This is a genomic window from Sunxiuqinia indica, from assembly GCF_009847015.1.
Lineage (GTDB): Bacteria > Bacteroidota > Bacteroidia > Bacteroidales > Prolixibacteraceae > Sunxiuqinia > Sunxiuqinia indica.
Genome location: NZ_WVEM01000008.1, coordinates 55797 through 76208, shown reverse-complemented (window position 1 = coordinate 76208; position 20412 = coordinate 55797). Strand labels below are relative to the sequence as shown.

Below are 20412 nucleotides of genomic sequence, written 5' to 3'. Positions count from 1 at the left end.
ACTTTCACTTAGACGATAAAAACTAGTTCCGGAAAGTGATGCCCTTTGTACATGGAGTGACGGTTAAGCCCATTCAGAAATGCTTTGTCAAGGTTTCCGAATACGCCTAATTATACTTCCTTCGGCGAGTGTTCGTCTGAAGCATAGCAAATACCCAAACGGCAACCATGTATGTCTTTTTAGCCATTCTGAAAAGGAGTTTGCGATCTTTGGAAATCATGATAATTGTTATCTTTAGGCAAACGAAAATCAGAAGAAACATGAAGATTGGAATATTAAGGGAAACCCGACGTTGGAAGGATAGGAGAGTGGCCATAACACCGGAAACAGCTGAATTGATATTGAAAAATTATCCGGATGTTGAATTGGTGGTTCAGTCAAGTGAATTGCGAGTGCATAAGGACGAGGAATATGCTGCCATAGGGATTCCGGTTGTAGAAGATGTTTCACATTGTGATTTGCTGATTGGCGTAAAGGAGGTAGCGAACGAAGCGCTCATCGACGGGAAAACATACATCATGTTTTCGCATGTTGCAAAAGAACAGGTGCATAATCAGGAGTTCTTTAAGCTAATGGCTCAAAAAAATATCACCCTGATAGATTATGAATATTTTGTCGACAAGCATCGTTCGAGGCTCGTCGCTTTTGGTTTTTGGGCAGGAGTTGTTGGAGCTTACTACGCTTTTATGGCTGCCGGTAAGCGCTTTTGCCATTTGTCGATCCCGGGGCCTGAGCAGTGTCGCGACTTAAGCGATCTTCACCATCAACTGAAAGCGTTGGAATTGCCGGCTCTAAAAATATTGATTACCGGTGGTGGGCGGGTTGCCAGCGGTGTCTTAGAGATTGTGAAAGGAATGGGAGTCCATGAAGTGCTGCCGAACGATTTTTTAACCAGAGAATATGAGCATGCTGTTTACACCCGGCTTGATCCGGAAGACTATGTCAAGAGAAAGCAAGGTAAATTTGACCTGAAACACTTCTATGAAAATCCGACTGAATATGAAACATCATTCACACCCTATACCAAGGAGGCTGACGTATACATTGCTGCGCATTTTTGGAATCAGCAATCTCCGGTTTTCTTTATGGCTGATGATCTGAAATCGCCGGACTTTAGTATTTCAGTTATCTCCGATGTTAGTTGCGATGTGCCGGGGCCAATTCCAACAACTTTGCGTACTTCGACGATTGAAGAACCATTTTACGATGTCGAGCCCGACGGCCTTGAAGAGGAGGAGGCTTTCAGTTCGTCAAATTATGTCACGGTATGTGCTGTGGACAACCTTCCGGCAGCACTGCCAGCTGATGCATCCAGAACATTTGCCCGTAAAATGTATCACGAGGTTTTTCCTTCGCTTTTTGGCGACGATCAGCATAAAATTATTGAGCGAGCGACCATTTTGAATGATGGAGAACTTACACCAGCTTTTAGCTACCTGAACCGATTTCTGAAAGAATAGCTACAGCGAAAATACGACAGCTCCGGCAATCAGACCGCCAATCAGGTAATAAATGCGCGATTGTCTGATGCGGTTCTTGTCGTCAATCAGCTTCAGATTCTCTATTTGTTGGTTCTCCAGAAGTTGGTCGCGCTGAAGGAGTTGTTCATGCCAATAGTCAGCTTCCAACTTTTTGATTGTGATCGCACTGTCGGCCAGGGCTGATTTTTCTTCAAAAAGGCTGATTTTCTTTTTGTACAGCTCCAGCTTTTGCAGGTTAATGTCGTTGTTTACTTCGCTCGATAAAAGCAATTTTACCCGATCCATTGGAATGACAAATAAGGTATCGGTACTTTGATTGGTAAAGCTTTTACCGGGTATTAACTTGCTGCTTTGTGCCCGTGAACCTACGGCTAAAAGTATAACAAAGCTAAGTAGTATGGCGTGTTTAATCATTGAGTAGTCCTTTCGTTTAATAGTTCCAATAGTTGGTCGCTGTTTGCATTTTCAATTTCAGCAATCTTCTTTTTTTGGTAATCATCCAGATTGCTTATTTTTTCTGAAATTAAGGCTGATTTATAGTCGATATACTGCATTTGAGCCTGTAGCAGTCGAAATTTAGAATCGTATTCTTCCTTGGCTGTTTGCCATTCTTCTCGTTTTAGGTTGTGGTCACTTCTTACTTGCTCAATCTTATCTTCTGTAGTTTTTCTGCCGAAAACTTTCGATTTTACTCCGGCCCACAATACAGCCAAGCCTCCAATGAGTGTTCCCGGACCTTCAATTTTAAAACTGACAAAGATCAACGAAGCAACAACTGCCAACACAACCAATCCAATGACGATAATTTTTACATTCTTTTCCATGATTGTGTATTAATTAGGTTCGTCTCCAACAACTTCTTTTCCTTCTGCGGTGTAGCTCGGTTGGGCACCTGCGGCAGAACCGTTTACAGTACTGGCATTAATTTTGGCAATCTCTTTTTTCGCCTTATTGTCTTCTTTCAATGTATCAGCATTTATTTGGGCAATCTCATGCTTCGTCTTATTATCTGCTTTGATGATTTTTTCATCATTCCGGTCCTTTTTCTCCATCACGCGGAATATTTCTTTCATACCAAAAATCAATCCCCAGATGGTTGTGTTAAATGTGACCCACTGTCCGCCGGTAATTCCAAGTTCATAAGCATTTTGCCCAATCTCAACGAGCTGATGGTGAAGGAGCAAATAAGTAGAGACCCAAGTGCAGGCAATTAATCCCCAGAGTTTTACTGATATTAGCGTAAACATGAGCTTCGATGTCCATTTTAACCAAAATTCCTTTTGAGTGACGGTATAAAATTCCTCCTGACTAATGTTGCTTTTTGTTTGTGTCATGACTGAAGTGTTAGGTTTAGTAATTTCGACCAGGTTTGTGGACCTGCAATGCCATCGGCAATCAAATGCTGATCGGCCTGAAAGCGGCGAATAGCCGATTGGGTTTTCATTCCCATAATGCCATCAACTTTACCAGAACTGTATCCCAGTTTATTTAAGCGGGATTGAATTTCAGAAATCGATTTTTCTATTTTTTCTTCTACTAAATGAGCGCTTAAGTTTCCCCGTTTTTTTTCTATCCATTCCTGCAATACATAACCGGGGCAAGCAGGTTTTCCAAAATGATAATGCCCAAACAGGTCAGCATTGTCAAGGCCTAAGCTTTCGAGCAGAAAGTCAACAAGCTCCTCTACCGATTGCATTTGCTCCGGTGTTGGTTCACTGGTGCCCATATCATAGCCCGGTCCTGAGAAATTACCCACAACCATGATTCCAACCGATGATGTATTTTGCCCTTTGCAATGCCAGGTAATATCAGACAACTCATTGGTCTGTACTATTTCACCATTCTTGCGAATAGCATAATGGTAACATATATGCGGACATCCCTTGGGCGTAATATGATTTTGGGGACTAACAGAAGTGTGGTAAGTGTTGACATTCTCAACAGTACTTTCTCCCAGCTCCTGGTGCAGGATTACCTTGTCGATTTGCCGTAGCTCACGTTTCCGCCAAACACGACTTTCGTGCCATGGAAGAACTCGAATCAGGTTTTTGACTTGCATGAATTTTTGTAATTAGTTTATTGTATACAAGTTACTGATTTTAAATAAAAGAGTCAAATGTCTTTAGTCTGATTTTCTAAAGAAAATCATAATAATATGGTGGAATTTTTCACGAAAATATGGATGCGAATTGAGCAAAAGTTGTACTTTTGTTTCACTCGAAAACTACGGGATGTAGCGCAGTCTGGTAGCGTACGTCGTTCGGGACGACGGGGTCGCTGGTTCGAATCCAGTCATCCCGACCAAAATGGGAAATCAAAGAGCATCAAAAGCCGGTAAATCATACAATTTATCGGCTTTTGATGCTCTTTGTTGTGTCGATTCATATCAGAGAATATCATAATTCAGGTGAATGAAGCGGTATCTTGGTGTCCATTTTTTTTATGGACACTTCAAAATAAAAGTGCTTAAATCATTAAATTTAAGCACTTTTGATCTTCTTTGTTTTAAAAGTTGTGCCCAGTAAAGGACTCGAACCTTCACGTCCAAAAGGACACTAGTCCCTGAAACTAGCGCGTCTACCAATTCCGCCAACTGGGCGTTAGCAAATAATTTTTTGCAGGGTTTAGCAGTGTGTGCTAAAACGTGTGTGCAAAACTATAAAAAAAACAATAATGGCGATCTTAAATTGTAAAATTATTCACGCCATTGCAATTATTGCTGATAATTTACATCATAGTCTGTTTTTATAATTACCCCAGCGGTATCAACTGTAAAAATAAACTGTTCGGTTTTCTTTACCGGAGGAGTGGTTATGGGATCGAGTGTTGCGCTGCCCTGATTGATGGTGGTAGCTCCCAAAAATGACTCTTTGGTAAAAATGAATTTTGTATTTCCGTTGTTGAGTGGTATTTTGCTTGAAGGTATATCTTTAAATTCCTCAGTTGCAGATTCAATTGTTTCGCCGGTATAATGACGATTGAGTTTTGCCTGCATACTACAAGCACTGAGTAGAACGGTTAAAATCAGAATGTTGAAATTGCGTTTTATCATGCACACAAATTTTATCATAGTTAGCGGTCAAAAGTAATTGAATTTTCTTTGCCGAAATCTTAACAAAATATAAATATGCTGTACATTTCTTAAAAAAGAAAGTGGCTATTGAATTGAATCAATAACCACTTGTGAATTAAATAGTCTCTATAAATTGAGCCAATCAATGAGTTAGCTCAAAAACTTCTTTCTAAGGTCTTCTACCTGATTGTCATTAATAGGAACTAAATCACCCAAGCAAGCTCCCATGGTAAGCGATTTTGCACTGAATTCGGCAACTTCCAAGCGGTCGAAAGTTCCTAGCAACTTGTCGCCGGTAACCAATACCGAGTCGTTATTGATAATAACTGCTGGAGTATCTTTTGAAATTGTTTTTAGAATAGCTTCTTCGCCTGTGAAGTGTGAACCAAATGGCATGTTCGGAATATCTTGCAAGAAGATCCAACTCTCAGGAATGGTGCGGACGTCAATTTTTTCTCCTGTTACACCATAAGCCATCAGGTAGGGCGTTTGAGTCAGGATGATTGAATTCACATGTGGATTTCGTTTATAGATTTCCTGATGTAACCAAGTTGAGCGGCTTGGAATTTTACCTGGCTCACGTTTGCCATCTTTAATCTGAACGATGTCTTTCAACTGAATATCCCAACGCGGAACATTGGTTGGGGTAATCAGGAAGTCGTTTTCACGCCAGCGAACCGATACCGTTCCGTAGGAGCTGATCATCATTCCTTGGTCACAAGCACGCAATACAATATTTCTGATTTGCTCTCTGATTTCTTGTTCGTCAGATGGATGGTTTACTTCATCCATTTCAGGAAGTAAGCGTGGAATCTGGTTTTCAAACTCTGCGATTTGCTCGTCGGAAAGATAATTTGGTTTCCCAATTGTACTTCCGTTGATCAATGTTCGGGCACAGAACTCGATTGTTTCAAAACGCTGGAACGCGTCAGTCATATCAGATCCACCAACAACAGTCCCGTGGTTTTCCATGATAACAGCGTTGACTCCTTTTTTGAACTCCTCGGCAATAACGTCGCCTAGCTCTTCGCTTCCGGGTAGTGCGTATGGAGCATAGCCAATTGGACCGCATATGTGCTTGGCCTGTGGAATAACGTTTGTATTTGGTATTTGACGAACAATACTGAATGATACCAATGCCGGTGGGTGAGCATGAATAACGGCCTTAATCTCAGGGCGGCATTTGTAAATAGCAATGTGAAACGGATACTCTGATGATGGTTTATGACGACCTTCAATGGTACCATCTTTTCTTACACAAATAATATCTGATGGGCGCAGCGTTCCTTTATCGATAGCTGATGGAGTTACCCAAACATCTCCGTTGTCATCGATAATAGAAATGTTTCCTCCGGAAGTGGTGGTCATTCCACTTTTATAAATTTTATCGATAATCATCGTAATCTGATCACGAGGATGCATCCATTTGGTGTTTAATTTTCTCATCTCTTTTTTTTTGAATAAATTATGGATTGAACAGCTTAGTATGCAGCGGTATAAATGTCAACTGCATCTTGCAATGATACCTCTCTGGGATTTCCTCCTGCGCAAACATCTACCAATGCCATCTCTGCCATGGTTTTAAAATCATCTTTTTTAGCTCCTAATGCTTCAAGACCTGTAGGAATGCCAACATCTTTCGATAATTGCTTAATGGCATCAATTGCTGCTTGGGTTGCTTCGTCGATTGTCATGTCTGTTGTGTCAACTCCCAAAGCTTCTGCGATATTCCGAAATTTGTCGCCACAAACAGGAGCGTTAAACTCTTCAACGTAAGGAAGCAATACAGCGTTACATACGCCATGAGGTAGGTCATACATTCCGCCCAGTTGATGAGCCATTGAGTGTACAAATCCCAAACCACAATTAGAGAATGCTTGTCCTGCAATAAATTGTCCCCATGCCATTTTTGAGCGGGCTTCAATGTTTTGGCCATCATTTACGGCGTCCCGTAAACTTTCGCCAATTAGTTTAATTGCATGCAAGGCCAAATTATCAGACCAATCGAAAGCACCGGCAGTAACATATGCTTCAATGGCATGAGTTAATGCATCCATTCCTGTTGCGGCGGTCAAGCTTTTGGGCTTGTTTAGCATGAGTATTGGATCGTTTACCGCGATATCAACCAAACAGTTTTTATCAACCATAACCATCTTTACTTTTCGTTTTTCGTCAGTTATCACGTAATTGATCGTGATTTCGCTGGCTGTTCCGGCAGTTGTATTAATGGCAATAAGTGGAGCCGATTTCTTTTTTGATCGATGAATACCTTCGTAATCTTCAATCTTTCCTCCATTTGTTGCCAAGATGCCAACAGCTTTACCACAATCTTGAGGAGATCCGCCACCTAAGGTGATAATGCAATCACATGCGTTTTCCTTGAAAACTTTCAGTCCGTCGTTCACATTTTTCACGGTCGGGTTTTCTTTTACCTGATCAAAAATAATGTAGTCGATTCCAACTTCAGATAGAATGGCCTCAATATTTTTAGCAATTCCTAGTTGAACCAATACAGCGTCGGTAATAAGCATTGCTTTTTTATACGAACTGCTTTTTAAGTCCTCTTTAAGTTCCATCAGGGCGTTTGGCCCAATCAAACTTAAAGGTGGCAAATAAATTCTCTTTGCACTTTCCATTTTAAACCAATTTTTAGCTTTTGTTTTTTTTGAATTAATTATAGCATCTCCAACGAGTTGTCAAACCCAACCGATTTTGCAATGACCAAAGCGGCACCCAGTGCGCTGGCATTGTCAATCTCAGAGGTGATCACTTTCTTATTGGAGAATTGATCGGATAACAGATTAATGAAGATATCATTCCTGGCAAATCCTCCTGAAATATAGAGGGTGGTGGTTTCGTCAGCTTGCGGAATGATAAGTTGAATTGATTCAATACACAAGCTTGTTAAGTCGATGGTTAGTTTGGAGTATGCTTCGTTGTAATCGCTAAATTGGCTTAGGTCGACTGTTTTTATACCATCTTCAAAACTTTCCTTGCCATTTGGAAAAAAGACAGAGCTGTTTCCAAACTGATTTTGGATGCTTTTAATCGAACCGTTGTCGTACTTTACATCGCGAAAGCTATCCGTTTTCACATTAAAATGCTTGGCAAGCTTTTCGGCCCACACTTCGTGAAAATGCCCCATAAACAAACGCGAAGACTTCACTTGTTGCTTGTCTGGACTTAAAAAGCAAAGGCAATCTTGTTCCAGTTGTTCGGCAGTTAAAGGTTCGCTGTTAAACGGGTTCATGTTGATACACCAGGTGCCGGTTGAAACAAGAATGAACTGTTCGCTGGTTCCTTTTAAATAGGGCGCCAACGACGATGAACTGTCGTGAATTCCTGTGCCAACTTGAACTTCTTTGCCTTCAATTTCGATGGTTGAAACAAGGTCGTTTGTGATTGGATCGGGCAAATGAATGCCGTAATCTGCCAGCCATTGGTGATAGCTCATCTTGTCGAAATTCCACATAAACGTGTGGCAGCCTATGGAAGTTGGTTCCGACACGACTTTCCCGGTTAGAGCGTATGATAAGTACTGCGGAAAGTGTAATATGGATGTTGCTTGTTGGTAAACTTCCGGCTTTTCCTGCTTCAGCCAGGCAATCTGAATTCCTGAATTTAAAAGCAATCCAAGAGCCGGACTTGCTGTCTTTCGGCAAAACTCTTCTTTGCCACCGTAATTTTCAAAAAGGCTTTCGGAGATCGATGATGGTGCTTCCTTCAGGTAATTGTAGACCGGAGTGAGGCGGTTGCCATTTTCATCCAGAAACATGAGCGATGCGCCGTAAGTTGAAAAATTGACTGCCGTCAACTCAAATTTGGTACTGTGAGCCAAGGTCTTTAATTCATTTTTTATCCACGATGTAATCAGGTCAATGTCGTCACATTCAAATCCGTCATCATCGGCGGTAACAGGGAACTTTTGCTCCTGCTGAAACACGACTTGAAAGTGTTCATCAAAGAGCAAAAGTTTCTTATTTGTTTTGCCTATATCGAATATAGCAATAACTTTTTTCATTGTGCTGTACGTCAGTGTGCTTATCGTTTGCTTAATACTTCTTTTTCGTACGCTTGAATGTCGGCAATGTAGTCCATTCCGGCAGGAACACCTTCTTTAGCGCAGTAGTAGTCCCATACAGCGTTGAAAGGCATTGTCTTCAGTTCTTCCAGTGTTGCTAAGCGTTCGAAGTTTTTACCTGCTTCTTCCAACTCAACTAATGATTTGGTTGGTTCTAACATCGCAATCAGGAATGCTTTTTGAGCGGCACGAGTTCCAATGACATAGGCGCCAATACGGTTAATTGAAGCATCAAAGAAATCCAAACCAACATTCACGCGACTCAGGAAGTCATTACGAACGATTTCTGAAGCAATTAACTGCACATCTTCGTTCAATGTAACTACGTGGTCAGAGTCCCAGCGAATCGGGCGAGTTACGTGAAGCAATAATTCATCAACAAACTGTAAACAAGAAGAAATCTTGTCGCCAACAACTTCTGTTGGATGGAAGTGACCACTATCTAAGCAGATTAGCTTGTTATTTTTGATGGCATATCCCAGGTAGAAGTCGTGAGAACCGACAGTCATTGACTCTACTCCAATACCAAACACTTTACTTTCAACAGCGTCTTTCATGTACTCTTTTGGATATTCATCGGCAAAAGCTTCATCAAGAGACTTTTTAAGAATGACACGGTACCCGTTACGATCTACCGGAATGTCTTTTGTTCCATCAGGAATCCAGGTGTTGTGCACACAGGGGGTACCCAATTGTTTACCCATTTCGGCAGAGATAGCGCGACAACGTTTTACGTGCTCTACCCAAAATTTACGGTTTTCTTCATTTTTACTCGACAGCGTAAAGCCATCATCAGCTTTAGGATGAGAGAAGCAGGTCGCATTGAAATCCAATCCCATTTTACGCTCTTTAGCCCAGTCAATCCAACTTTGAAAGTGTTTTACCTCAATTTGGTCGCGATCTACAAATTCGCCTCCAAAATCACCATATATTGCATGTAAGTTTAAGCGTTGTTTTCCCGGAAGTAATGACATTACTTTATCCAAGTCAGCACGCATTTCTTCAATTGTGCCTGCTTTTCCCGGATAGTTTCCTGTTGTTTGAATACCACCACCGCCAAGTTCGGCATCGGGAGTTTCGAAACCACCAACATCATCAGTTTGCCAGCAATGCAGTGAAATAGCAAGTTTGTCTATTTTTTTCAAAACTGCATCGGTATCAACGCCAATTGCAGCATATTCTTCTTTTGCGATTGCGTAAGCTTTTTCAATTAATTCTTTTGATTTCATTTTATTCATTTTTAGATTTTATTCCATATAAAATACTTCTTCCAGCTCTGAACTTACCGGAGAATTATCGGGGTTCGTTTTCATGATGTCAGCCATAAAAGCCCACCATTTTTGGACGATTTCTGTTTTACCTAAATCCTGAGAACCACCATCGCCCGCAACTTTTTGAAATGCAAACAGGGTGTTGGTCTCTTCGTCGATAAAGATGGAGTATTCGCTAACTCCGGCCTCTTTTAATAGCTTTCGTAGCTCTGGCCACAGTTCGTTATGACGCTTTTTGTATTCCTCTTTTTGTCCTTCGTTGAGGTGCATTTTAAATGCTAAACGATTCATACTATTTGTGTTTTAATTTAAGAAATCACTTTTAGCAATACCCATAATGATGATGGACAATAGTATCAAGCCAATTCCAAGAAAAATGGTAGATCGGGTCTTGCTCGAAACACCTGCCCACTCTTTTCGATAAAATCCCCAGAAGTTCGCCGTAAGAATAATCGTAGACATGTGTAAAATCCAAGAACTGGCACCATTGCCAATTTTTGTTTCTCCCATTCCGTAGAAGAAAAATTGAAGGAACCAAGTTGTACCGGCTAATGCACAGAATAAGTAGTTTTTCAGTAATGGTGATGTTGAATCAACCAAATCGCCTCCGGTTTTATTTTTAAGAATAAGCGCGACCGACCAGATTAAGTTTGTCGTTAGCCCTCCCCAAAGAATGACTAAGAAGATGATATTGTTCTCAAACAGGTAGGTTCCGTCGCTAACAAAAGGGAATTGATTTGTAACGGCAATTTCACGAACGGCTTCACCCATCTGTTTCCCGGCATCAATACCAAAACTGAAGAATGCACTTAAAACACCAGAGATACCGGCAATAATCAAACCTTTTGTTAATTTAAATTCGGTATTAACGCCCTCTTTATGGCCTAGTAGATCTTTGTCTTTCATTAGACCAGCTTTACCGCAAAGGACAATTCCGATCATGAGCACAAAAATGCCGAACAAAACGACACGACCACTCTGGGTTGACAACATATCGGTAAACGAATCTCCTGCTGGTAAAACTTCCACTAAATTACCGACATCACGAAGAATCGGTAAGCCTAACGAGCCCACCAACGAGGTAATTCCAAGTAACACCGAATTTCCAAGCGACATGCCAAGGTAGCGAATACCTAAGCCATAGGTAAGTCCTCCGATTCCCCACAAAACACCTAGAATGTAAGTAGTTCGTACGACTGAAGAATCTGCAGCTGATATAATTCCCTGCCACTCCGGAGTCGTTAGCAACACCGCAATAAAAGGCATGATTAGCCACGAGAAAAGTCCTCCAATAATCCAATAGACTTCCCAGTGCCATTTTTTTACAAGATTATATGGCATGTACCAACTCCCCGATGAAGCACCACCGAGCGAGTGAAAAAGAATTCCTAAAATTGCTTGCATAGTTTAATTCGATTTAGTCCTGCTATAAGGCAGGAATTTAGTAATTTTGATTTTATAAAACATAAGTTGATGTCAAAAGTAGCTTGATAGTTACAGTCTATCAATACACTTTCTGGCAGATTGTTTGCACTTTTTGATACTGATATGGAGGATTTTTTTAAGTATTTAACTGCCGGTGAAGAAGATCAACACTGGGGACTTTATTTGAATGTTACCGGAGCCTATACTTCACCGCCAAATCAGCCCTATCCACCGATAAGGCACCCCAGTGGATATTATTTTAACTGGAATAGTGGACGGGTTTTACAAGAATATCAGATCAACTATATTACAAAGGGAAACGGGGTTTTAGAAACTGAAAATGGAGAGTTTTCACTTCTTGAGGGGAGTGTTTTTCTGATTAAGCCTGGTGTTTGGCACCGATACCAGCCGAATCAAACAGTAGGTTGGCAGGAGCATTATATTGGATTTAATGGTGAAATGGCTCGAAAGCTATTTCAACATCCAATATTCGCAGGGAAACAATCCGTTTTGCATATTGGGGTTCACGAAGAAATTATTGATACTTATTACAAGGTGTTTGATCTGGTTCAGGAAGAGCAGCCTGGTTTTCAGCAGATTGCAAGTGGACTGATTGTGAAAATGCTCGGCTACTTAATTTCTTTCGAAAAGCAAAAGGAATTTACAGGAAAGCGTATTGCGGGGATTATCGAGGATGCACGATTTAAGATCAGGCAAAACGTGGATCAGGAATTGGACATGACTCTGATGGCAAGGGAATATAACATTGGGTATTCGTACTTCAGGAAAATGTTTAAAAATTATACCGGAATGGCTCCTCATAAATATCATCTGGAACTTAAGATCATGCGAGCTAAGGAACTTTTGTTAGTTACTGACAAAAGCGTTAAAGAGATTAGTTATGAGCTCGGATTTCAAACTATTCACTATTTTAGCCGTTTGTTTAAGAATAAAGTGGGGAAGAGCCCGACTGAGTTCAGGAGATAAATTTTCAATAGCAAATTTTATAAAAAAAATGAAGACGATTGCATTAGGTACCGATCATGCCGGATTTCTCCTAAAAGAAGCGGTAAAAAAGCATTTATCAAATAATGGTTTCCGGGTTGTTGATTTGGGAACCGATTCGGAAGAGGCGGTAGATTATGCTGATTTTGTTATTCCCGCAGCAGAAACTGTGGCCAGGAGTGAAGCAGATTTAGGAATTGTTTTTGGCGGAAGTGGAAATGGCGAAGCCATTGCTGCAAACAAAGTGAAGGGAGTGCGTTGTGCATTGTGTTGGAGTGTACAGTCAGCTGCTTTAGCCAAGCAGCATAATAATGCGAATGTGATTGCACTGGGTGGTCGGATGGTTTCTGAAGAACTGGCTCTTGAAATTGTGGATCGTTGGTTAAACGAAAGCTTTGAGGGTGGTCGCCATTTAAGACGAATTCAGAAGCTACACGATTACGAATCAGGCGAAAAGTAAGCGAGTGAATTAGCCTAATAAGCCACCACCAAAGTATTTTTTAAACGCTTTTGTATCAGTAATCAACTTAAAATTGGAAGGGAGTTTTGATTTAACCATGGAAATTTGAGCACCAGTTACAAAGATTTTTTTGCGTTTAAATGCTTTATACATTTCAGTAATGTAGTCTTCCAGTTCTTTTTCATCTATTCCATTGATAAAAGCAGTGAAAATCCGATCGAACTGTTGCACACCGTCCATTTTGACCAAATCCTCGAAGGGGACATTTTGACCAAGGTAAATTGTTTTATAGCCCGATTTTAAGGCGAGATAATGATAGAACAACAAGCTGATTTCGTGCATTTCGCCCTCCTTCAGAAAAAACAAAACGGTAGAAGTGGAATCGTGATTATTAATTCCTGAGCTTTCTTTGATGAGCAATTCACGGATGATATTGGAAACAAAGTGTTCCTGAGCAGGGAAGATGGTTCCAATTTGCCAGTAAATACCAACTTTTTCAAATAGAGGAAAAATGTTTTCCATAAAGGTTTCTTCAAAACCAATCTGGTCGATTTGCTGAAGCAATAAATCTTCAAAACTTTTATGATCAAAATTCACCATGTGCACCACAAGCTGATCGATCATGCTTTCGGATGGAAGCGATTTCTCATTCAGTTTCAGCACTTCCTTCTGAATTTGACCGTTTTCGTAGTTTGAAACTTTCGAGATCTTGTAGCCATGTTTCACTAACATCGATACGTTGAGGAGTTTTCGTAGTTCGTTATCGCTATAATAGCGAATATTTGTTGTTGAGCGTTGTGGTTCCAGCAAACCATAGCGCTTTTCCCATATGCGAATGGTATGTGCCTTGATACCTGACAAGGTTTCCATATCTTTTATGGTATAGTAATTCATTGATGGCAATTTAGATTAAACTCTCCAATATCGTCTCTAATCCCTCCACGTTCACTTTTGCGGGAATTACTAAACTTAACAAGAGTTAATTCTGTTTTGTTTAATAATTTTGCAAATATAGTAAACATTGTCGAGCGAATTAAAAAACCTGAATCGACGATGAATAGTTTTCGCGATTAAACAATTCCATTAATTTTGGTCTTCAATAATTAAGCAATATGAAACGAGCATGTAAAAGTTCTGGCACAAACAAGGATGCTTATATGCGAGTTCCATATGATACCTTTTAAATAAACAATTTTAATCATATGAAATGAGGTTTATCTATCCTGAGTTTTTAACGGCACTTTTGTTAATCTGTCTGCCTATACTGATTCATTTTCTGCATTTTAAACGGTATAAGACAGTTTATTTCAGTCAGGTTAACTTTTTAAAAGCCGTTAAGGAAGATACCCGGAAAAAGAGCAACCTGAAGCAATTGCTGATTCTTCTTGCCCGTATTCTAACAATTTCGGCATTGGTGTTTGTGTTTGCCCAGCCTTATTTGCCAACAAATAAGCAGGAACGAAAAGTAGCCCGAAAGATTGTTGCCCTTTATGTTGATAACTCATATAGCATGAAGGGAGCAACTGACAATGGAATGTTGCTTGAGCAAGCCAAAAGCAGAGCAATTAGTATTGCGAGTAGTTATGGGCCCGGGACAAATTACATCCTGATGGAAAATCAGAATTTGCCGGGACGTCAACATTTAATCAATCAGACTCAACTAGTCACTCAGCTTGGCAAAATTCAGGAAGGTCCGCTGTCTATTAATGTTTCAAAAGCCTATCAGCAACTAAAAAATAACCTGTTAAAACAAACAGATAAATCAGATAAAATCATTTATCTGATTTCTGATTTCCAGAGCTATACGTCTGATTTTTCAGAAATTGAATCGGATACCACTATTCAAACGTTTCTGATCCCGGTAGGAAGTCAAGTTGCTAATAATTTGTTGATTGACAGTTGCTGGTTTGAAACTCCCGGACATAAGAAGAAGCGTGAAGAAACCTTGTTTGCTCGTGTTAAAAATCTGTCGTCACAGAGCTACCAGGACATTCCAGTCAGGCTGAAGGTTAATGATACCATCAAGTCAATCAGTAATATCGATATTGATGCGGAGGCAGAACAAATACTGGAACTGGCCTATAAAAATAATAGTTCCGGGGTTCATCGGTTAGTCGTTGAGCTTGATGATTACCCGGTGGTTTACGATAACCAGTATTTTTTAAGTTATAATGTACGGGATAAAAACGACGTTTTAGCCATCTTTCAGTCCGATGATTCTGCTGTTCGGAAGCTGGAAGCTCTTTTTGAAAACGATGAAAATATTAGTTTTGAAAAAACGGCAGTCAGTAAAGTAAAAGTTAGTGAATTCGATCAGTATCAGTGCATTTATTTGCTCAACTTAAATGAGTTTAGTTCAGGTTTAGTTAATGCGTTAAATCAGTTTGTTGAAAAGGGAGGCTCGTTGGGCATTTTCCCCGGAATGCAAGCTGACTTAGCTTCGTATAACGAATTGTACGGGAAATTAGAGGCCGGCTTAATTACGGGATCCGATTCGGTTAAGTTGAAAATGGATCAGGTCAATTTCAATCATTTGTTGTTGCAAGATGTATTTTTACACGAAAAGGAAAACCTCGATTTACCCGAAGTGGAATTGAGTTATCGGTATCGTGTGGGAGTACAAAGTTCGCAGTTGAGTATCGTGGATTTTAACAATGGACAGACTGCTGTTTCTCAATATCAGAAAGGGCAGGGGCGCGTGTATAATTTTAGTTTTCCGCTAAACGATGAGTTGACCGATTTTAGCAAGCATGCTATTTTTGTGCCGCTGGTTTACAACATTGCTTTGAATAGTTTTGAACCACAACAGATTCAGTATGAGATTGCTGATAATTTGATTCTCTCCTTACCCAAAAGCGAATCGTTTACGTTGGGTGAAAGTTTGTCAATCAGCCCGATGCAAGCCGATGAGGAAATTCAGCTTTCATCAATTAATCAAACAGCCAACGAGTTTCGTGTCGATTTGCAGGGAGTTGTTCAAAAAGCAGGTTTTTACAATTTAAGTCAGGGCGAGGAGAAAGTTCGTACCCTGGCTTTCAACTTTAACCGAAGAGAATCCACCTCTCCTCAGTTAACAAACACACAGCTGGAAGATGCTGTTGATGCCGCAGGCTTACTGTCGTTCAATGTTATTGATGCAACAAATTCCAATTTTGAAACCAGAATTCTTGAAGCCAATGAAGGCATTCAGTTATGGCAGTTCTTTTTAGCGATTGGCTTATTTTTTATCGCAGCAGAGGTGCTGATTTCCCGGTTTTGGAAATAGCTGACGACTGCTGACTCTTCATTCAAAAAGAATGACTTGCAAATATGTACCGCTGGTTTATTTGCTTTTATTATCCTCCGGATATTCGATTCGAACATGATAAATATTCATCAGTTTTTCAATGATCGTCTCCTTGAAAATACGGATGTCGCGTAACGTTAAATCAGCGTTTTCCAATTGACCGGACTCCAGTTTGTCTCGCACCATTTTTTCGATGAGTTGATGCAAGTTTTCATGGGTTTTTTCTTTCAACGCTCTCGCAGCAGCTTCGATGCCATCAGTAAGCATTACTACGCTGGTTTCCTTGCTTTTGGGCGGCGGTCCGGGATAGGTGAACTCTTTCGGGTCAACATCTTCGTTGGGGTGATCATTTTTGTAAGTCGTGTAGAAATACTTGGCTTGTGTAGTGCCATGATGACTACTGATAAAGTCGATCAGCATCTCGGGAAGTTTGTTTCTACGCGCAATTTTCACCCCGTTAGTCACATGATCAATAATTATTTTCGCACTTTGCTTGTTGTCCAAAGCACTGTGGGGGCTCATGCCAGCCGCTTGGTTTTCGACAAAAAAGGCCGGTTGGTTCATCTTGCCAATATCGTGATACAAGGCCCCGGCACGCACTAAAAATGGATTGCCTCCAATGCGAATAATAACTTCTTCGGCGAGGTTGGCAATTTGCATCGAGTGTTGAAATGTCCCTGGTGCTTCATGCGCCAGTTTTCGCAGTAAGGGTTGGTTGGTATCTGCCAGTTCAATCAGGGTGACGTCAGAAACAAAACCAAATAGCTTTTCAAAAATATAAATTAACGGATAGGCTAGCAGAATGAGTAATGCATTTCCACCAAACCACTCTAGCTCTTTCCATGGAATTGAGTCAATGTTTCCTTCCTGAATCATAGACATGGCCAGGAAGACAACAGAATAACTAATAAATACCCACAAAGCCGTTAACACCAAATGAGAACGACGGTGCAGCTTGTCGAGACTGAAAACAGCAATAATTCCGGCAAAGAGATTTAAAAAGATGTATTCGAAATTATTGGGAGCAAAATACCCGATTAATAGGGAGGTTACAACAAGAGTGAAAATAGCTGTCCTCGAATCGAAAAAGATGCGCAATAGAATTGGTAAAATAGACAAAGGAACAAGATAAAGGTTGACAAAATTACGGTCGTTTACAAAGCGTGAAGTAAACACCATGAGCACAATCATAATCAAGATAAAACTTAATCTCCGTTTTTGTTTGAAAATCTCGGGTCTGAAATAATACAAGTAAAAAATCAGGATGAGCAGGCACGAAATAATTAAAATGAGCTTTCCCAGGATTAACAGATACCGCTCAATATTTTGTCCTCGCTTGGTTTCGTAAGTTATTTTCAGCGAATCCAGTATGGTGTATTTGTCGGGAGTTACAATGTCTCCCTTAAAAATAATTCGTTCTCCGGCTTGCACCATTCCTTGAGTTAGCGAAACTTCATCTAGTTGATTTTGAAGCTCCTGCTTGTTGAATTCTGCATCGTATGTCAGGTTAGCACGGATAAAATCACTCACGTTTGTTTTTTGACTGAGGCTATCAAAGCGGCTTTTTAAGGTCGCTTTTAGCGTATCGCTAAGCTCTTGATAGGCTGACTTTAAAGTATATAAATCAGTAACGAAAACGCGTTCCGCAAGCTTGTCTTGAATTGCGATGAGCTGTGTTTTGTTTTGGAGTGCCGGGTTGTTTTCCGGAGACTGCTCCAGTATTCCAACATCATATAACCGGGAAATGAAATCCTCGAGGTTTTTCGCTGTTGCTGAGTCAATATCAAGCTTGTTTAGGGCCTGAATAAGGTTGTTTGTTTGGGCAATTCCTTCAAGAGTGTCAACATTAAAATAGGGGATGAATTTACTTTTGACAGAGTCTTGTTCAATCTTGACTTGTTCGTCTGATTTTAAAATGGCAAAATTAAAAGGAGCCACCAATGTTTCGTGCCGCCAGGGTGCGTTCTTTTGAAACTCGTATTTGAACCGGCTTTCGCCAGGAATAATTAAATAGAGAAGAAAGACAGTCGCCAGAAAAGCGAACGCGATGTAAAAAAAGTGATAGTAGCGAGCTAAACGCGTTAATAACTTTTTCATAAATACCTTTTTAAAGACTTTACAAGACCTTATAAAACTAATCTTGAAGTTATATATTTGAAGAATAAAATTAGTAATTTCTTTTGTGTTTAAGGCTTTCTGTCGGTTTTTATCCAATACTGACTGTAATATACAGCTTTAATGAATCGTTGGTATGACTGTGGAAATTTAATTGACAAATAGATATGAAACGAGTTTGCAGAAGTCTTTTTGTTCAAAAGAGTCATTAGAAGCAAGTTACATGTGTTGATGGGGGTGAATAAATACAAATGGATAAGAGGATTGCACAACCTTTAATATGAAAAAATAGAAAGATGAATTACGGAATCTCCGGTTTAAGTATTATCCCACTTCGAAAAGAACCTTCGGAAAAGAGTGAAATGACCAGCCAAATCTTATTTGGAGAGCATTTTGAAGTACACGAACAATTTATGGGATGGTGCCGGGTGACAACCGAATACGATAATTACGAGGGCTGGGTTGACCAAAAAATGATCACAGAGATATCGGATCGATCCTATCAAAAAATACAGAATTCGCCTTTTGCAGTTTGTACTGATATTTTCAATATCATTCCGGTTGATGACGAGCAAAACATGATGATTGTTGCCGGAAGTTCGCTACCCTGCTGGCGCCCTTATAAAAAAGAATTTTCGATCGACCGTGAAGTTTACCAAATGAAGGGTAAGTTCATGTATCATCAACCAGAAGATATTCGGAAATTTATCATTCAGCAGGCTTTAATGTATTTCAATGTGCCTTATTTGTGGGGAGGACGCTCACCTTTTGGTGTTGACTGCTCGGGGCTGGTACAGGTTATTTACAAGCAGGCGGGTATTAAAATTCCGCGCGATGCCAGCCAGCAAGTTCATCAAGGAACTGCTTTCTCGTTTGTTGAGGAAGCGATGCCCGGGGATTTGGCTTTTTTCGATGATGAAGAAGGAAACATCATTCATGTTGGCTTCATTTGGGAGAAAAATAAGATTATCCATGCATCTGGCAAAGTACGCATTGACAATGTTGACCAGTTTGGAATTTTTAATGTTGAAACCAAGCGCTATTCCCACAAAATGCGCGTGATGAAGCGGATTGTCGAGTGATGGGGGAAGGCGGAAATTTAAACATAACTAAGAAAATAACACCTATTTTAAAAGTATTGTCAAGACCTGTTTGGTAGAAAGGATACATTTTTGCATCACAATTTGAAACACAAAACAAATCAAACAAAGTTGCTTTCACGACAACGTTATTAGCATGAAAGTCTCATGCTTTTTTTATGGCTGCTAACTGACTCTAAATTCTTGCAAAAAAAATACCGGAGGCATTTAAGCCCCCGGTATTTTACTTCGTTCGGTTTCTGTAATATTATTCAGGTAACCACCTGTTTACAATATCTTGATTTTCTGCTACCCATTTTTTAGCTGTAGCGTATCTGTCATTACCACCATCTTTAAAGAAAGCTAATATAGCACCCGCTTCAGAATCATTTAAATGGAAGTTTTTGAAAAATTCACCAGCCCATGGATCCTCTTCTACAAAACCAGCACGGGCAAAAGTTTCAATACGCTCTGTCTCACCATATACTTTCTTTGGATCGTCTAAGAATTTAAGATCGAAACGACCAAACGCCCAGTGAGGAGCCCAAAGCGCAACAACTATATCGCGCTCTTCTTTAATTGCTTTTGTCAATTCACTTAACATAGCAATACCTGAAGAATTTAACTGTTCCATATTGGTTAATTCATATTCTTCAAGAGCTTTATTTGTCATACCAGTAATACCAGCTCCTTTTTCAATGCCGATAATTTTACCGTCAAATTTATCAGCTACATCATTCAATTCTTCAATAGAATTTATTGTAACATATTTAGGTACAACTAATCCAAGACGTGCCTGGTCCGTGTTAACATTTAAACTAACGATTTTATCGCCAAATTTTTTCACTTTTTCTCCATGAGTAACAGGCAACCAGGCCTCCATAAATACATCAACATCGCCCTGAGCCATTGATGCATATACCAAATCGACAGCGGCAGCTTTTGTATCTACGTCATAACCATTTTGCTCTAAAATAACTTGAGCAACGTGTGTCATGGCTACTCCTGATGCCCATCCATCAACATAGGCCATTGTTATTTCTTTTTCAGTTTCTTCAGCTTTCTTTTTTCCAGAATTGCAGCTACTCAACGCCAGAGTTAAAACTGCTAATAATAATACTTTTACTTTCATGATA

Annotated in this window: 19 protein-coding genes and 2 tRNA genes; 6 read left to right on the top strand and 15 right to left on the bottom strand. The window is 40.0% G+C overall.

The features are described from left to right. The first annotated feature begins 260 nt into the window (after nucleotides 1-260). A complete protein-coding gene (locus GR929_RS12965; RefSeq protein WP_159520475.1) occupies nucleotides 261-1460 on the top strand; it encodes an NAD(P)-dependent oxidoreductase in 1200 nt (399 codons plus the stop codon). Here GR929_RS12965 and GR929_RS12960 read toward each other — a convergent pair whose 3' ends face one another. From GR929_RS12960 to GR929_RS12945, 4 genes are read right to left on the bottom strand one after another with little or no spacing between them, the layout of a single operon-like run. Then, on the bottom strand, nucleotides 1461-1895 hold the full coding sequence (locus GR929_RS12960) for a hypothetical protein (protein WP_159520473.1): 435 nt from the start codon (nucleotides 1893-1895) through the stop codon (nucleotides 1461-1463). Continuing rightward, a complete protein-coding gene (locus GR929_RS12955) occupies nucleotides 1892-2305 on the bottom strand; it encodes a hypothetical protein (protein WP_159520471.1) in 414 nt (137 codons plus the stop codon). The genes GR929_RS12960 and GR929_RS12955 overlap by 4 nt, the downstream gene beginning before the upstream one ends. Before the next feature lie 9 nt (nucleotides 2306-2314). Then, nucleotides 2315-2815, bottom strand: coding sequence for a hypothetical protein (locus GR929_RS12950; RefSeq protein ID WP_159520469.1), 501 nt, complete (start codon nucleotides 2813-2815; stop codon nucleotides 2315-2317). After that, complete coding sequence (locus GR929_RS12945) at nucleotides 2812-3540, bottom strand: peptidoglycan recognition protein family protein (protein ID WP_159520467.1); 729 nt, start codon at nucleotides 3538-3540, stop codon at nucleotides 2812-2814. Before GR929_RS12945 ends, GR929_RS12950 begins: the two co-directional genes overlap by 4 nt. A gap of 168 nt (nucleotides 3541-3708) precedes the next feature. On the opposite strand from GR929_RS12945, the gene GR929_RS12940 reads away from it, so the two are divergent. Further along, nucleotides 3709-3785: transfer RNA gene (locus tag GR929_RS12940), tRNA-Pro, on the top strand. 211 nt (nucleotides 3786-3996) lie between these two features. On the opposite strand, the gene GR929_RS12935 is transcribed toward GR929_RS12940, so the two are convergent. The 8 genes from GR929_RS12935 to GR929_RS12900 all read right to left on the bottom strand — a co-directional run bounded on the left by GR929_RS12935 (nucleotide 3997) and on the right by GR929_RS12900 (nucleotide 11310). Continuing rightward, nucleotides 3997-4080 (bottom strand) — tRNA-Leu (locus GR929_RS12935). Nucleotides 4081-4194: 114 nt separating this feature from the next. Then, nucleotides 4195-4533, bottom strand: a complete 339-nt coding sequence (locus GR929_RS12930) for a hypothetical protein (RefSeq protein WP_159520465.1) — start codon at nucleotides 4531-4533, stop codon at nucleotides 4195-4197. 171 nt (nucleotides 4534-4704) lie between these two features. Continuing rightward, nucleotides 4705-6000, bottom strand: coding sequence for a class II aldolase/adducin family protein (locus tag GR929_RS12925; RefSeq protein ID WP_159520463.1), 1296 nt, complete (start codon nucleotides 5998-6000; stop codon nucleotides 4705-4707). Nucleotides 6001-6035: 35 nt separating this feature from the next. After that, entirely contained in the window at nucleotides 6036-7190 is a 1155-nt protein-coding gene (locus GR929_RS12920) for an iron-containing alcohol dehydrogenase (protein ID WP_159520461.1), read from the bottom strand. 38 nt (nucleotides 7191-7228) lie between these two features. After that, the gene (locus tag GR929_RS12915; protein ID WP_159520459.1) at nucleotides 7229-8575 is read right to left on the bottom strand and encodes an FGGY-family carbohydrate kinase; all 1347 of its coding nucleotides are present in this window, start codon (nucleotides 8573-8575) and stop codon (nucleotides 7229-7231) included. A 20-nt stretch (nucleotides 8576-8595) separates the two neighbouring features. After that, on the bottom strand, nucleotides 8596-9864 hold the full coding sequence (locus GR929_RS12910; protein ID WP_159520457.1) for an L-rhamnose isomerase: 1269 nt from the start codon (nucleotides 9862-9864) through the stop codon (nucleotides 8596-8598). Between the two features lie 18 nt (nucleotides 9865-9882). Further along, nucleotides 9883-10197: an L-rhamnose mutarotase gene (gene rhaM / locus GR929_RS12905; protein WP_159520455.1), complete on the bottom strand. Its 315-nt coding sequence runs from the start codon at nucleotides 10195-10197 to the stop codon at nucleotides 9883-9885. Nucleotides 10198-10209: 12 nt separating this feature from the next. After that, a complete protein-coding gene (locus GR929_RS12900) occupies nucleotides 10210-11310 on the bottom strand; it encodes an L-rhamnose/proton symporter RhaT (protein WP_159520453.1) in 1101 nt (366 codons plus the stop codon). A gap of 144 nt (nucleotides 11311-11454) precedes the next feature. Here GR929_RS12900 and GR929_RS12895 point away from each other — a divergent pair, with 144 nt between their 5' ends. Next, nucleotides 11455-12318 carry an AraC family transcriptional regulator gene (locus GR929_RS12895; RefSeq protein ID WP_159520451.1) on the top strand — a complete coding sequence of 288 codons (864 nt, stop codon included), beginning with the start codon at nucleotides 11455-11457 and terminating at the stop codon, nucleotides 12316-12318. A 28-nt stretch (nucleotides 12319-12346) separates the two neighbouring features. After that, nucleotides 12347-12796 carry a ribose-5-phosphate isomerase gene (locus GR929_RS12890; RefSeq protein ID WP_159520449.1) on the top strand — a complete coding sequence of 150 codons (450 nt, stop codon included), beginning with the start codon at nucleotides 12347-12349 and terminating at the stop codon, nucleotides 12794-12796. Between the two features lie 9 nt (nucleotides 12797-12805). Here the strand turns inward: GR929_RS12890 and GR929_RS12885 are convergent, their stop codons facing one another. Next, nucleotides 12806-13690, bottom strand: a complete 885-nt coding sequence (locus GR929_RS12885; RefSeq protein ID WP_159520447.1) for a MerR family transcriptional regulator — start codon at nucleotides 13688-13690, stop codon at nucleotides 12806-12808. Between the two features lie 313 nt (nucleotides 13691-14003). Here GR929_RS12885 and GR929_RS12880 point away from each other — a divergent pair, with 313 nt between their 5' ends. Further along, nucleotides 14004-16061 (top strand): BatA domain-containing protein, encoded by a 2058-nt coding sequence (locus tag GR929_RS12880; protein WP_159520445.1) that lies wholly within the window; start codon nucleotides 14004-14006, stop codon nucleotides 16059-16061. Nucleotides 16062-16118: 57 nt separating this feature from the next. Here GR929_RS12880 and GR929_RS12875 read toward each other — a convergent pair whose 3' ends face one another. Beyond that, nucleotides 16119-18179, bottom strand: coding sequence for an HD family phosphohydrolase (locus tag GR929_RS12875; RefSeq protein WP_159520443.1), 2061 nt, complete (start codon nucleotides 18177-18179; stop codon nucleotides 16119-16121). A 314-nt stretch (nucleotides 18180-18493) separates the two neighbouring features. On the opposite strand from GR929_RS12875, the gene GR929_RS12870 reads away from it, so the two are divergent. After that, on the top strand, nucleotides 18494-19279 hold the full coding sequence (locus GR929_RS12870; RefSeq protein ID WP_159520441.1) for an NlpC/P60 family protein: 786 nt from the start codon (nucleotides 18494-18496) through the stop codon (nucleotides 19277-19279). A 265-nt stretch (nucleotides 19280-19544) separates the two neighbouring features. Here GR929_RS12870 and GR929_RS12865 read toward each other — a convergent pair whose 3' ends face one another. After that, entirely contained in the window at nucleotides 19545-20408 is an 864-nt protein-coding gene (locus tag GR929_RS12865) for a glycine betaine ABC transporter substrate-binding protein (protein ID WP_159520439.1), read from the bottom strand. Nucleotides 20409-20412: the final 4 nt, after the last annotated feature.